Annotated in this window: 11 protein-coding genes; 9 read left to right on the forward strand and 2 right to left on the reverse strand. The window is 67.4% G+C overall.

Annotated features, from left to right (window positions below; all coding sequences use genetic code 11):
* Window positions 1-834, reverse strand: coding sequence for an SIMPL domain-containing protein (locus IQ24_RS17970; RefSeq protein ID WP_145399665.1), 834 nt, complete (start codon window positions 832-834; stop codon window positions 1-3).
* Between the two features lie 189 nt (window positions 835-1,023).
* On the opposite strand from IQ24_RS17970, the gene IQ24_RS17975 reads away from it, so the two are divergent.
* The 5 genes from IQ24_RS17975 to IQ24_RS17995 all read left to right on the forward strand — a co-directional run bounded on the left by IQ24_RS17975 (window position 1,024) and on the right by IQ24_RS17995 (window position 8,981).
* A complete protein-coding gene (locus IQ24_RS17975; protein ID WP_145399666.1) occupies window positions 1,024-4,398 on the forward strand; it encodes a hypothetical protein in 3,375 nt (1,124 codons plus the stop codon).
* Window positions 4,398-6,347, forward strand: a complete 1,950-nt coding sequence (locus tag IQ24_RS17980) for a cation:proton antiporter domain-containing protein (protein WP_145399667.1) — start codon at window positions 4,398-4,400, stop codon at window positions 6,345-6,347. The genes IQ24_RS17975 and IQ24_RS17980 overlap by 1 nt, the downstream gene beginning before the upstream one ends.
* A gap of 89 nt (window positions 6,348-6,436) precedes the next feature.
* Window positions 6,437-7,951, forward strand: a complete 1,515-nt coding sequence (gatB, locus tag IQ24_RS17985; protein ID WP_145399668.1) for an Asp-tRNA(Asn)/Glu-tRNA(Gln) amidotransferase subunit GatB — start codon at window positions 6,437-6,439, stop codon at window positions 7,949-7,951.
* A 25-nt stretch (window positions 7,952-7,976) separates the two neighbouring features.
* Window positions 7,977-8,411, forward strand: coding sequence for a hypothetical protein (locus IQ24_RS17990; RefSeq protein ID WP_145399669.1), 435 nt, complete (start codon window positions 7,977-7,979; stop codon window positions 8,409-8,411).
* A 72-nt stretch (window positions 8,412-8,483) separates the two neighbouring features.
* Window positions 8,484-8,981: a DUF4177 domain-containing protein gene (locus IQ24_RS17995; protein ID WP_145399670.1), complete on the forward strand. Its 498-nt coding sequence runs from the start codon at window positions 8,484-8,486 to the stop codon at window positions 8,979-8,981.
* 88 nt (window positions 8,982-9,069) lie between these two features.
* Here IQ24_RS17995 and IQ24_RS18000 read toward each other — a convergent pair whose 3' ends face one another.
* Complete coding sequence (locus IQ24_RS18000; RefSeq protein WP_145399671.1) at window positions 9,070-9,282, reverse strand: SlyX family protein; 213 nt, start codon at window positions 9,280-9,282, stop codon at window positions 9,070-9,072.
* 49 nt (window positions 9,283-9,331) lie between these two features.
* Here IQ24_RS18000 and hisS point away from each other — a divergent pair, with 49 nt between their 5' ends.
* The 4 genes from hisS to IQ24_RS18020 are packed head-to-tail and all read left to right on the forward strand — an operon-like array spanning window position 9,332 to window position 12,979.
* Window positions 9,332-10,816: a histidine--tRNA ligase gene (gene hisS / locus IQ24_RS18005; protein WP_145399672.1), complete on the forward strand. Its 1,485-nt coding sequence runs from the start codon at window positions 9,332-9,334 to the stop codon at window positions 10,814-10,816.
* Complete coding sequence (locus tag IQ24_RS18010; protein WP_145399673.1) at window positions 10,813-11,883, forward strand: ATP phosphoribosyltransferase regulatory subunit; 1,071 nt, start codon at window positions 10,813-10,815, stop codon at window positions 11,881-11,883. Before hisS ends, IQ24_RS18010 begins: the two co-directional genes overlap by 4 nt.
* Window positions 11,880-12,563: an ATP phosphoribosyltransferase gene (gene hisG / locus IQ24_RS18015; protein WP_145399674.1), complete on the forward strand. Its 684-nt coding sequence runs from the start codon at window positions 11,880-11,882 to the stop codon at window positions 12,561-12,563. Before IQ24_RS18010 ends, hisG begins: the two co-directional genes overlap by 4 nt.
* Window positions 12,564-12,610: 47 nt before the next feature.
* The gene (locus IQ24_RS18020) at window positions 12,611-12,979 is read left to right on the forward strand and encodes a hypothetical protein (protein ID WP_145399675.1); all 369 of its coding nucleotides are present in this window, start codon (window positions 12,611-12,613) and stop codon (window positions 12,977-12,979) included.
* Window positions 12,980-12,986 lie beyond the last annotated feature (7 nt).

Below are 12,986 nucleotides of genomic sequence, written 5' to 3' on the forward strand. Positions count from 1 at the left end.
TCAGTTGCCCGCCGGAGCGTCGGGGGCAGCAGGGGCCTCGGCCTCGGGTGCCTCGCCTTCGGGGGCATCTTCACCTTCCGGCAGCAGCGCATAAGTGGCGTTGACCGTGGCGCTCAGCGTCAGCTCACCCGCCGCGATCGGCGTCGCATCGCCCGCGCGGCTCGCCATCGCCATCATCGGCACCGGCCCGTTCGAGACCGCCGAATCCGACAGTGCCATCAGCGGACCAAGGCGCATGCCCGCAGCCTTCGCCATCACCTCGGCCCGGTGACGCGCCGAGGCAATCGCATCGGCGCGCGCCTCATCCTCGCCCTCGCTCATGTCTTCGCGGGTGAACGAGATCGAGTTGATCTCATTCGCCCCGGTCTCGACCAGCGCGTCGAGCGTGGCCCCCAGCCCGTCAAGCTTGCGGACGCGGATGGTCACCATGTTCTGCGCGGCATAGCCGGTCAGGACCGGCGGTTTGCCGTCCTGTGAATAGCTCATCTCGGGCGAGAGGTTCAGCCCCGAGGTCTGGATATCGCGGTCCTCGACGCCCTGCGCCTTCAGGGCATCGATCACGGCTTTCTGCCGCGTGGCATTCTCGGCCATGGCTTCGCCAGCGGTCTTGCCGCGGGTGCTGACGCCCACGTTGATCATCGCCATGTCGGGCTCGGCCGTGGCGCGCCCCTCGCCGGTGACAGTCAGTTTCGCGACGGGGCCGTGGTGTTTCATCATGCGTTCCATATGCGGCGCGGGAGGGGCCGGGGGCTGGCCGGGGGCCTGCGCCAAAAGCGGGGTCGCCGCCAGCGTCATCAGGGCGGTCGCGGTCAGCACGGGTTTGATCAGCTTCATGTCTACTCTCGTTTGGGCGGGCCCGGAGACCGGGCTGCTCGTTATGATTGCACCCACCTAACGCACGAATGGTAAAAATGGCTCGTCACAATGCGGTGTGCAGCTTTCTTCTTGTCGTGATCTGGGGTAGTTCGGAAGAACCCTTTCAACCGCGCTTCTGCGCCCGGAACGCCAAGGCCAATCCTGCTGATGTCGCTTGATTCCGTCACCGAATACGCCCTCTCGTTCAGCGAAGATGCGGTCCATCTTCTGCACCGCGAAAAGGTGCCCGGACACCGGGTCGGGTGGCGCCATATCGGCTCGGTCGAGTTCTCCTCGCCCGAGTTCCGGACCGAGCTTGCGGGCCTGCGCGCCATGGCCACCGGCGAGCAGGACGACCTGTCGCTGCCGGTCACGCTGCTGATCCCGGATGACCAGATCCTTTACACCACCCTGACCGTCGCGCCCGGCGCGGATCGGGAACGGGCGGTCGGCAAGGCGCTGGACGGGCTGACCCCTTACGCGGTCGAGGATCTGGCTTTCGACTGGAACGGCGATGGCGACAGTGTGCGTGTCGCGGCCGTGGCCCGGCAGACGCTCAGCGAGGCGCAGGGCTTTGCTGCGCGCTATGGCTTTGACGGCCACAGCTACCGCGCCGATCCGCGCCCGGGGAATTTCCCCGATGAGCCGGTCTTCACGCTGGAGGTCAAGCAAAAGCCCGGCCGTCCCGGCATCGATCTGTCGCAGGCCGGAGTTACCTCCGCAGGCCTTCAGCTTGAGGCCGATGAGGCGGAAGCCAAGGTCGAGCCCGTGGCCGAGGCTTCGCAAGAGGCCGAAACGGTCGCGCCCATGCTGGATCTGGACCTGGAGCCCGACGCGGTTGTGGCTTCCGCGCCGAAGGCTGAGGAAAAAGAGGCTGTTACGGCTGAGACCTCTGCCGAAACCGAGGGGGAGGTTGCTGATCCGGAGGAGGATGCCGCGCCGGTCGAGCCCACGGTTGCCGAGCAGTCGGACGTCGAAGATCCCGCCGCCGAGAGCGATGAGATTGCTGCTGAAGAGTTGACAGACAACGCGAAGATTGTCGCTGAAGCCGTTGATTCAGAAGGCGAACCTGCGACGGAGGCTGTGGTCGAGGACAAGCCCGAGGCTGCGGACGAGCCGACCGCCAGTGAAGACGCCCCGGCTTTCAAATTTGATCCCGAACCCGAGGTTGCAGCAGAAGCCGACGCCAAGGAAGAAGCCACGCCTCAGGGCGATGAGGAGGCCGAGAAGGCCGCCGAACCCGTCAACGATGAGGCCGAAGCCGTAGCTGAACCCGTTGCAGAGGCCGAGGTCGCCGAGCCTACCGCTACGACTGAAACCGAAGTCGAAGACAGCGCCGAGACTGCCGCGCCCTCTGTCGTGCGTCACGCCCCCTCGCGGCAGGGGGCCAAGCCGCTGGCCGCTCCGGTCGGACCCGAGGGCAAGCTGACCCCCCGCGCTCAGGCCTTCCACAAACGCGCCGCCGAGGCGCGACAGGGCGCTGCCGCGCCCGCCGTCGATGCGCGCCCCAAGCGCCCGCGCGACAGCAATGGCCTTGGCAGTCTGTTGCTGATGCTGGCCGTTCTGGTCGTCGGCCTGTTCTTCGCCTGGGCGTTCCTCGTCCCCGGCAGCACCACGACCGAGACCCCGCAAGAGACCTCTGCGCCAGAGGGCACGCCGACTGCGGAAACGCCCGCTGATCCGGTCGCCACGCCCGAGCCGACCGAGCCCGCAACCAGCGCGCTCGAAGCCACAGTGCCTGCCGAGCCGGAAGCCGTCGAGCCTGCACCGGCACCCGTTGATGGGGCTCAGGTCACGCCGCCCGCTGGTGAGACGCAATCAGCAGCGGCGACCCCGTCGCCAGTGCCCGCTCAACCTGCGGCGCAGCCCGACGCGCCGCGCGTTTCGGCCCTGACGCCGATCGAGCAGCGCCGGGCTGTCGTGGCTGCGGCTGCGGTGGCTGCGGCTGTGGTGCCTCCGGCGCAGATCCCGGCAGCGACGACGCCTGCCGCTTCGGCCACCGCGCCCACGCCCAGCACTCCGGCACCGGTCGCAACCGCGCCTGCCGCGCCCACCCGCGCCGCGCCCCAGCAGCCTGCGGTGGCGGCGACCCGTCCCGCCGCGCCGCGCCCCAATACCCCGGCGCGTGCCACTCCGGCACCTGCAGCGTCGGCCCCGGCGACCCCCGCACCTTCGGCCCGGCTGACCAGCTCGGCCCGTCCGATGCTGTCGCCGCGCCGGACGACGCCCGTCACCTCGACCCCGCGCGCGGATTCCGCCCCGGCGGTTCCCGCGAACCCGCTGCCCTATGAAGCGGCGCAGCGCAGCGTACAGCCGAAAAGCAGTTCTCGCCCGCCCGCGCGTGCCGTCCAGCGCCGCGCCCCGGCAGCGACGCCCGCCGCAGCGCCTGCGGCCCCGGTCGCCACGCCTGCCGCTCCCTCGCAGGGGGCGAGCCTGCGCGGCTCGTCGCGCCCGCCGTCACGCCCGGAAGGCTCGCTGCCCGATTTTGACGCGGATGCCCCGCTGACCCCGCAAGATCAGTCGCATCTGGAACAGCAGATGCGCGACCTGCGCGCCGTCATGGGCACACGGGCCGAGGCGGCAACTGCGTATCAGCCGGTCCGTCTGGCGCAGGCGCGTCCGACGCGACGGCCAGCCAGCGCGGCAACGGCCAGCGATGCCGTCCGCCCCTCGGCCGTGGATGCGGCCTTGCAGCAGGCATCAGACTCTCCACCCGACAGGCCAACCGCCAGCGCATCGGCTGCCGCGCCCGCCCGCGATTCGGGCGGGCTTTTGCGTGGTGGAAGCCGTCCCCGTGCGCGGCCATCCTCGGTCGGATCGGGCACGGCGGTTGCCGGGTCTGCGGTCGAAAGCGCCGTGGCTGCGGCGGTCAATACTCCCGCTGCAACGCCGGGTGGCGTGCAGCTTTCCGCGTTGAGCGGTTCGGCCCATCCTCCGCGCCGCTCGGCCGGGGCAGCGGCCGCTGCAGCTGCCACGCCCTCCGCCCCCGAGGCCGCAGCGGCTGCTGCGCCTCCGGCCGAGCAGGTCGTCGCCTCGAACCAGGGGCCGAGCGATGCTGAACTGGCCGAGCGTCGGCGGCTGGACGAGCAGTTGCAGGCGCAGGCCGAGGCCCGCATCCGCGCCCGCGCGCAGGCCGATGCCGCCGCCGAGGCGCAGGCTCGCGCGCAGGCCGAGGCCCGGGCGCGCGCTCAGGCGCAGGCCGAAGAGCGTGCCGCGACCGCGCGCCGCCAGACCTACAAGCCGCCGGAAATCGATGATGAACCCGAGGTGATGGCGGCACTGCCGCGAGGGCAGACCTCGGCCTCGGTCGCGCGTTCGGCGACGCAGGCGCGCGGGATTGATCTGGGGCGCACCACGATCATCGGCATCATCGGCGCGGGCAACGCGAGCCGCGCCCTGATCCGGCTGCGTAATGGCAAGATCGTCACCGTTCGTCTGGGTGACCGGATTGACGGCGGCACGATCAACTCGATCGGCGACGGCAAGCTGACCTATGTGAAGGCGGGTCGGCAGCACGAGCTGAGGATGCTGGACGGGCGCTGATGGAAACAATCCTCCCCATCGCTGCGATCTATCTGCTGACGATGGTGATTGCCGTGCCGTTGTCGGCGCGGCTGGGGTTGGGCTCGGTTCTGGGCTATCTGATCGCGGGCATCCTGATCGGCCCGGTGCTGGGCCTTGCGGGCACCGATGGCGAGATGGCCGATCTGCAGCATTTCGCCGAATTCGGCGTCGTCATGATGCTGTTCCTGATCGGGCTTGAGCTGGAGCCGCAGGCGCTGTGGCAGATGCGCAGGAAGCTGATCGGGCTGGCGGGGATGCAGATCCTTGGCACGGTCGCGGTGCTGATGGCCGTCCTGATCGCTCTGGGCCAGACGTGGCAGGTGTCCTTGACGCTGTCGATGATCCTGTCCCTCAGCTCGACCGCCATCGTGCTGCAGACCCTGACCGAGAAATCGCTGATGCAGACGGCGGGCGGGCGCAGCTCATTCGCGGTGCTGCTGACGCAGGACATTGCGGTGATCGCGATGATCGCGCTGATGCCGCTGCTGGCGCAGGGCGGAGGGACGCAAGCGGAGGGCGAGGCGCATCAGGGCGCGGCCTTCATGGCCAGCCTGCCGGGCTGGGGCGCGGCGCTGGTCACCTTCGCTGCGGTCGGTGCGGTCGTGCTGATCGGGCAATACCTCGTCCGGCCGATGTTCCGATATGTCTATGCCGCGAGGCTGAGCGAGCTTGATACCGCGCTCGCGCTGCTGATCGTCGTGGGCATCGCGACACTGATGCAATTCGTCGGCCTTTCGCCCGCGCTTGGCACCTTCCTTGCGGGCGTCATGCTGGCCGGGTCCGAGTTCCGCCACGACCTTGAGGGCCAGATTGCGCCCTTCAAGGGCCTGCTGCTGGGCCTGTTCTTCATCACTGTGGGCGCGGGGATGAAGTTCCAGTTGCTGCTGCAATATCCCGTCGTCATCGTGGGCGTCACCTTCGCGGTGATCGCGGCCAAGGCGCTGGTGCTGAATTGCGTGGCACGCGCCACCGGGCTGAAGGGCCGCGACCGCACGCTGTTTACCCTGGCGCTGGCGCAGGGGGGCGAGTTCGGCTTCGTGCTGATCTCCTACGCGGTGTCGCTGGCGATCCTTGGGCGTGAACTGGCGCAGGTCTTCCTGATGGTGATCGCGCTGACCATGCTGGCGACGCCGCTTCTGTTCATCCTCAATGACATCATCGTGCGCCGTCTGGCCGAAGAACGCGCGACAGACATCCCCGATGAGCCGCCCGAGCAGCAGCCCATCATCGTCGCGGGTGTCGGGCGCTTCGGGCAGGTGCTGAACCGGCTTGTCACCATGTCGGGCTTTCAGACGACGGTGCTGGACCACGACCTGGAGACGATCCAGCTGATGCGCCGCTTCGGCTTCAAGGGCTATTTCGGCGATCCGACCCGGCCCGAGATCCTGTCGGCGGCGGGGCTTGGCCGGGCCAAGGTGCTGGTCGCGGCACTCGACGACCCCGAGGCGAACCTGCGGCTGGTCCATTATGCCCGTGAACAGCGCCCCGATCTGGTCATTGTCGCGCGGGCGCGCGACCGGGTGAACGTCTATCAGCTTTATGCTGCCGGCGCTGATGAGATCGTGCGCGAAACCTTCGACAGCTCGCTGCGCGCCGGGCGCTATGTGCTGCAGAACGTCGGCCTCAGCCCCTTCGAGGCGGGCGAGCTTGAGCGCATCTTCTTCCGCATGGACCGCGCCAACCTGCGCGAACTGGCCGAGGTCTGGAAGCCGGGCGTCCCGCTGGAGGATAACGCCGAATATATCGCCCTGACCCGCGACCTGAACCGCCAGCTGGAAACCGCCCTGATCGAGCGGTTTTCTCGCGGGCCGACCGCCCCTCACAGCGTCGATGACGAGGATGCGGATGAGGCACCCGAACACGGGCTGGAGGCCCCCAAACGCAAGCGCCTTGCCCGCCGCAGCGAAGACGCGGGCGATGCCGCCTGATGCACCGCACGCCGGGGCAGGCGTCCCGGCCCTTGCCCGGTTCGCCCCAAGGGCCTAGAAGGCAAGGCAATCATGCCAAGGAAGACGCCATGCTTGACCATCTGACCTTCACCGCGCCGGAACCCAAAATCATTCAGGGGGCCAAACAGGATTGGGAACTGGTCATCGGGCTTGAGGTGCACGCGCAGGTCGCCTCCAACGCGAAGCTTTTCTCGGGCGCCTCGACCGGCTTCGGGGCCGAGCCGAACAGCCATGTGGCCTTCGTCGATGCCGCCATGCCGGGCATGCTGCCGGTCATCAACGAGTTTTGCGTGGCGCAGGCCGTGCGCACCGGGCTTGGCATCAAGGCGGCGATCAACCTGCGCTCGGCCTTCGACCGCAAGAACTATTTCTATCCCGACCTGCCGCAGGGCTATCAGATTTCGCAGCTCTACCACCCCATTGTGGGCGAGGGCGAGGTGATCGTCGACATGGGGCCGGGCGTCGCCCGCCGTGTCCGCATCGAGCGTATCCACCTGGAACAGGACGCGGGCAAGTCGATCCACGACATGGACCCGAACATGTCCTTCGTCGACCTGAACCGCACCGGCGTTGCGCTGATGGAGATCGTCAGCCGCCCCGACATCCGCGGCCCGGAAGAAGCAGCCGCCTATGTCTCGAAGCTGCGCCAGATCATGCGCTATCTCGGGACCTGCGACGGCAATATGCAGAATGGCAACCTGCGCGCGGACGTCAACGTCTCGATCTGCGCGCCGGGCGCCTATGAGAAATATCAGGAAACGCAGGATTTCAGCTATCTCGGCACCCGCTGCGAGATCAAGAACATGAACTCGCTGCGCTTCATCCAGGCCGCCATCGAATATGAGGCGCGCCGCCAGATCGCCATCGTCGAGGATGGCGGCAAGGTCGTGCAGGAAACCCGCCTCTACGATCCGGACAAGGGCGAGACCCGCTCCATGCGCTCGAAGGAAGAGGCGCATGACTACCGCTATTTCCCCGATCCCGATCTGCTGCCGCTGGAGATCGAGCAGGCCTGGGTCGACGATATCGCCTCGTCCATGCCGGAACTTCCGGACGCCAAGAAGGCCCGTTTCGTGGGCGATCTCGGCCTTTCGGAATATGACGCGGGCGTCCTGACCGCCGAGGTCGAGAATGCCGATTACTTCGAGGCCGTCTCGGCGGGTCGCGATGGCAAGATCTCGGCCAACTGGGTCATCAACGAGCTCTTCGGCCGCCTGAACAAGGAAGGCCTGACGGTCGAGACCTCGCCGGTTTCGGCCCAGCAACTGGGCGGCATCATCGACCTGATCGCCAAGGGCGACATCTCGGGCAAGATCGCCAAGGACCTATTCGAGATTGTCTGGACCGAAGGCGGCGATCCCGCGCAGATCGTGGAATCGCGCGGCATGAAGCAGGTCACCGACCTCGGCGCCATCGAAAAGGCCGTGGATGAGATCATCGCCGCCAACCCGGGGCAGGTCGAAAAGGCCAAGCAGAACCCGAAACTCGCGGGTTGGTTCGTGGGGCAGGTGTTGAAGGCCACAGGCGGCAAGGCGAACCCCGCCGCCGTCAACGATCTGGTCGCGAAAAAGCTGGGCCAGTAAGCAGATGGCAGGACGGGCGGGGCAATTGAGGCTACTGATTGTCCTGCTTTTCCTGCTGTTCACCGCCGCTTTCACTTTGCTGCTGGCGCCGGTCATCAAGGGGCTAGGCGCCTTCATCGCCCCCGGACTGGGGGCATTCTTCGCCGCCCTGATCCTGCGCCGAAAAAGCCCCCGGCTTCCCCTTGATGAGGGCATCCGGCTGGCCCTCCTGATGACGCTCAGCCTCTGCGTGATTGTCGGCACAGGTCTGACCCTCCTGATCGCGGTGGTCATCGCCTCCTATGGTGAGCAGCCCTATTGGGACGCGCTGCGGCAATACGTCATCGAAATGCCGGGCATGGCCGCGGATGATCCCGTTCTTCTGGTCCCGCTGCTGGTCTCGGCGTTCCTCTGCTTCCTTTCGGTCTTCGCCGGGCTTTTCGTCGCGAACCGGCTCCTGCCCGCCGAGGAAGCGGAATAGTGAACGGGCGCTCATCTTCCCCTGACGCCGGATCTCCGTTAATGATTTCTCAAAGCTTCGAGGACCAGACCCATGCCCGCCTATGAATATTCCGTCATTCCGGCCCCCAACCGTGGCGAAAAGGCCCGTGGCGCAAAGACCGGCGCGGATCGCTTTGCCCTTGCGCTGACCGCCACGCTGAACGACATGGCGGCCGATGGCTGGGAATATGTCCGCGCAGAAACCCTGCCCAGCGAAGAGCGCGCCGGCCTGACCGGTCGCGCGACGGTCTATCACAATGTGCTGGTCTTCCGCCGCAGCCTCAGCGCCGAGGAACTCCCCGCACAGCCCACCTACACCGCCCGTGTCGAGCCGATCCCGCAGCCAGCCCCCGCCCAGCCCGAGCCGCAGCCACTGGCCGAGGATCATGAAGACCTGCCCGCCGACGCGCCGACCCGCCCCTTCAGCGAACCGATGCGCTCCAAACCCCTCGCGGCCCCGGTGGAAACAAGCCGTCCCCGTCCGGCGGAACCCCGCCTGACCGCGCAACCGGCCCCGGCAGGCCCGCGCCTCGGCCCCGCCAACCGCTGATCTTCTTCGTTGCCCCAAAGTACCCCGGGGTGAGCCCCGCCAGGGGCGAGGGGCAGCGCCCCTCGGCAACCCCCAAAAGCCGCCCGCGTCAGTAATGAGGCGGGCGCTGGTCTTCCAGCGGGATCTCTCTTGCATCCGCTTCCCGCTCGGCCTCGCGCTGCATCAGCATGCCGACGCGGCGACCCAGCCGCTCGATCTCGGTTTCATGGCGCGCGACAATCGCCGACATGTCCTCGGTGACCCGCGTCAGATGCGCAATGGCCTCCTCAAGGCGTAGGGTGTGCTCCGCCTGCTTGTCCATGCATTCTCCTTCCGTTAGACCGCCACCATGGACCAGCCAGAGGCAGACCATGGCGAAAGATCAGAAAAAACAACCCCGCCCCAAGGCCGAGCCGCCCAAGGGCTTCAAAGACTATTTCGGCGCCGACGTGACCGAACGCAAGCAGATGCTGGACCGCATCGCCGAGATCTATCATCGCCACGGGTTCGAGCCGCTTGAAACCAGCGCCGTCGAAACCGTCGAGGCGCTTGGCAAGTTCCTGCCCGACGTCGACCGCCCGAACGCAGGCGTCTTCGCCTGGCAAGAGGCTGAAGTGCCGGGTGGCGGTGCAGGCGACTGGCTGGCGCTGCGCTATGACCTGACCGCGCCGCTGGCGCGTGTGGCCGCGCAGTTCCGCAACGACCTGCCCAGCCCCTATCGCCGCTATGCGATGGGACCGGTCTGGCGCAACGAAAAGCCGGGCCCGGGCCGCTTCCGCCAGTTCTACCAATGCGATGCCGATACGGTCGGCTCGGCCTCGGTCGCGGCGGATGCCGAAATCTGCGCCATGCTGGCCAATGCGCTTGAGCATGCGGGGATCACCCGCGGCGACTATCTGGTGCGCATCAACAACCGCAAGGTGCTGAACGGCATCCTCGAGGCGACAGGCGTCGAGCAGGGGGCGCCTGCCGATGATGTTCTGCGCACCATCGACAAATTCGACAAGGTCGGGGAAGAGGGCGTCCGCCAGCTTCTGACCTCCGGGCGCAAGGACGAGTCCGGCGCCTTCATCGACGGCGTGGGCCTGACGCCCGAACAGGCGGCCCCTGTGCTGGCCTTCCTGACCTCGAAAGGCGCGGATAACGCAGCAACGCTGGCCAACCTGCGCGCTGCCGTCGGCACCTCCGCTACCGGCGCCGAAGGTGTCGATGAACTTCAGCAGATCTCGGACATGCTGGCCGCCATGGGCGTCGGCGAGGATCGCGCGATCATCGACCCGTCCATCGTGCGCGGCCTTGGCTATTACACCGGCCCGGTGTTCGAGGCGGAACTCACCTTCGAGATCCTTGACGAAAAAGGCCGCAAGCGCCAGTTCGGCTCGGTCGCGGGTGGCGGGCGCTATGACGGTCTGGTCGAACGCTTCACCGGCCAGAAGGTCCCGGCGACCGGCGTCTCGATCGGCGTCGACCGCCTGCTGGCCGCGCTGCGCGCCAAGGGGCTCGCGGGCACGCAGGAAGCGGGCCCGGTCGTCGTGACCGTGATGGACCGCGACCGCATGGCCGACTATCAGGCCATGGCGGCCGAGCTGCGCGCCGCAGGCATCCGCGCCGAGGTCTATCTGGGCAACCCCAAGAACTTCGGCAACCAGTTGAAATACGCCGACAAGCGCTATTCCCCCGTCGCCATCATCCAGGGCGAGGATGAGGCGCAGCGCGGCGTCGTTCAGGTCAAGGACTTGATCCTCGGTGCGCGGATCGCGGCCGAAGCCAGCCATGACGAATGGAAGGCCCAGCCCGCCCAGACCGAGGTCGCGCGTCAGGATCTGGTCGCGGAAGTGCGGCGTATCCTCGGATGACCGACAAGCGCATCAAGCAGGCGGTCGGGCAGCGCATCCTCGCGGCCTTCCGTGACGCAGGCGCGGTCGAGGTCGCGCCCGACATCCTGCTGCCGGCCGAGACGCTGCTGGACCTTTACGGCGAGGATATCCGCGCCCGCGCCTATATCACCCAGGACCCGATCCGGGGCGAGGTGATGATGCGGCCCGATTTCACCGTGCCCGTCGTCCAGATGCATATGGCAACGGGGGCCGAGCCCGCGCGCTATTGCTATCTGGGTGAGGTCTTCCGCAAGCAGGACCACGGTGAATTCCCGCCTGAACACGCCCGCGACAATGAATATCTGCAGGCGGGGTTCGAGCTTTTCGCCCGTGACACCGACGCCGATGCCGAGGTCTTCGCGCTGTTCCACCAGACCCTCGCAGGATTGAACCTGCGCGCAACCATGGGCGACATGGATCTGCTGCTGGACGCGGTGCGGGCACTGCCCCTGTCGGGCGCACGCCGGGCCGCACTTCTGCATCATATCTGGCGTCCGCGCCGCTTTTCGGCGCTGCTCGCACGCTTCTCGGCCCCCCCCGAGGCGCGGAGCTTCCCCACTAGCCAGGCCGCCTGGAGCGGCTTGCGCTCGCGCGAAGAGATGCTTGCGCGCATCGACCGGCTGGTCTCGGACGCCGCAGAAGAGCCGCTGGCCCCGATCTGGGCCGACCGGCTGGAGCGGCTTTTCGCCATCACCGGCCCCGCACCTGACGCGCTTCTGGCGCTGCGCCAGCTCTCGCGCGAGATCCCCGATATCCGCGACGCGGTCGACCGGCTGGACGCACGGCTCGCGGCGCTGGCAGGGCGAGGGATCGACCCCGCGACGATCCGCTTTGACGCAAGCCTCGGGCGACACACGATGGAATATTACGACGGCATGACCTTCGCCTTCGAGGCCGAGGGCCATCCCGACTGGCCGCCCGTGGCCTCTGGCGGGCGCTATGACGCTTTGGTCGCCGTGCTGGGACAGGCACAGGGCAGGGCGATCCCGGCCGTCGGCGGCATCATCCGCCCGGGCCTTGTGGCGGAACTGGAGGGCGCGGCATGATCCGGCTGGGCATCCCGTCCAAAGGGCGGCTGATGGAGCAGACCTTCGACTGGTTCGCCGAACGCGGCGTCAGGCTGTCGCGCAGTGGCTCGGACCGGGAATATGCCGGGCGGGTCGACGGGGCCGAGGGTGTGGCGCTGGTGCTTCTCTCGGCGGGCGAAATCCCGCGCGAGCTCCAAGCCGGGCGCATCCATCTGGGCGTCACCGGCACCGATCTGGTGCGCGAAAAGCTGGCAGGCTGGCGCGGCCATGTCGAGGAACTGGCCCCGATGGGCTTCGGCCATGCCGACCTGATCCTCGCGGTCCCGGCCTGCTGGACCGATTGCGAAAGCCTTGACGATTTCGCCACGATCACGCGGGATTTCCGAGCGACCCATGGTTTCCGTCTGCGCATCGCGACCAAGTACCACCGGCTGGTGCGGGCCTGGCTTTCCGATCAGGAGGTTGCCGATTATCAGCTGGTCGACAGTCAGGGCGCGACGGAAGGCACGGTCGCGAACCTGACCGCCGAGGCGATTGCTGATATCACCAGCTCGGGCGAGACCCTGCGGGCGAACCACCTGAAGGTGATCGAGGGGGCGCCGATCCTCGGCTCTCAGGCGACGCTTTTTCGGTCGATCGCGGCGGGGGATGAGGCCGAGGTGGCAGCGCTCGTCGCGCAGTTGGGTCTGGAAACCTGACGGCGGTCCGGCGCGTTCGGTCTGATCATTCCCCTGAGGAGATCCCCATGCGCCTGCCCATTCTTCTGGCCCTGCTGGCCGCAACTCCGGCTCTCGCCTCGTCCGACGAGGCTTGGCAGGAGTTCCGCAAGGAGGTCGAGACCGCCTGTGCCGCGCTGGCCCCCGATGAGGGCGAAACCGCGATCGAGGTCAATCCCTTCGGCTCGGAAAGCTACGGCGTCGCGCTGCTGATCACGGTGACGCCCGACGAAAGCGTCGACCGCTATGTTTGTGTCTTCGACAAGGAAAGCCACAACGCCGAGCTGAGCGCGGCTTTTACGCCGCCCGCTGAAGTCTCGGAAACGATGACGGATGAGGATGGCAATGTCGTCAATGAGACGACGAGCAAGACGGATGCCCATCTGATCGAGAAATAGGCGAGGA

It is taken from the genome of Paracoccus sulfuroxidans, from assembly GCF_007830335.1.
In the GTDB taxonomy this organism is placed as follows: domain Bacteria; phylum Pseudomonadota; class Alphaproteobacteria; order Rhodobacterales; family Rhodobacteraceae; genus Paracoccus; species Paracoccus sulfuroxidans.

Excerpts from the sequence above, each read along its gene's own strand:
- IQ24_RS17970 (WP_145399665.1), bottom strand. The coding sequence starts at position 834 with ATGAAGCTGATCAAACCCGTGCTGACCGCGACCGCCCTGATGACGCTG.
- IQ24_RS17975 (WP_145399666.1), top strand. The coding sequence starts at position 1,024 with ATGTCGCTTGATTCCGTCACCGAATACGCCCTCTCGTTCAGCGAAGAT.
- IQ24_RS17980 (WP_145399667.1), top strand. The coding sequence starts at position 4,398 with ATGGAAACAATCCTCCCCATCGCTGCGATCTATCTGCTGACGATGGTG.
- gatB (WP_145399668.1), top strand. The coding sequence starts at position 6,437 with ATGCTTGACCATCTGACCTTCACCGCGCCGGAACCCAAAATCATTCAG.
- IQ24_RS17995 (WP_145399670.1), top strand. The coding sequence starts at position 8,484 with ATGCCCGCCTATGAATATTCCGTCATTCCGGCCCCCAACCGTGGCGAA.
- IQ24_RS18000 (WP_145399671.1), bottom strand. The coding sequence starts at position 9,282 with ATGGACAAGCAGGCGGAGCACACCCTACGCCTTGAGGAGGCCATTGCG.
- hisS (WP_145399672.1), top strand. The coding sequence starts at position 9,332 with ATGGCGAAAGATCAGAAAAAACAACCCCGCCCCAAGGCCGAGCCGCCC.
- IQ24_RS18010 (WP_145399673.1), top strand. The coding sequence starts at position 10,813 with ATGACCGACAAGCGCATCAAGCAGGCGGTCGGGCAGCGCATCCTCGCG.
- hisG (WP_145399674.1), top strand. The coding sequence starts at position 11,880 with ATGATCCGGCTGGGCATCCCGTCCAAAGGGCGGCTGATGGAGCAGACC.
- IQ24_RS18020 (WP_145399675.1), top strand. The coding sequence starts at position 12,611 with ATGCGCCTGCCCATTCTTCTGGCCCTGCTGGCCGCAACTCCGGCTCTC.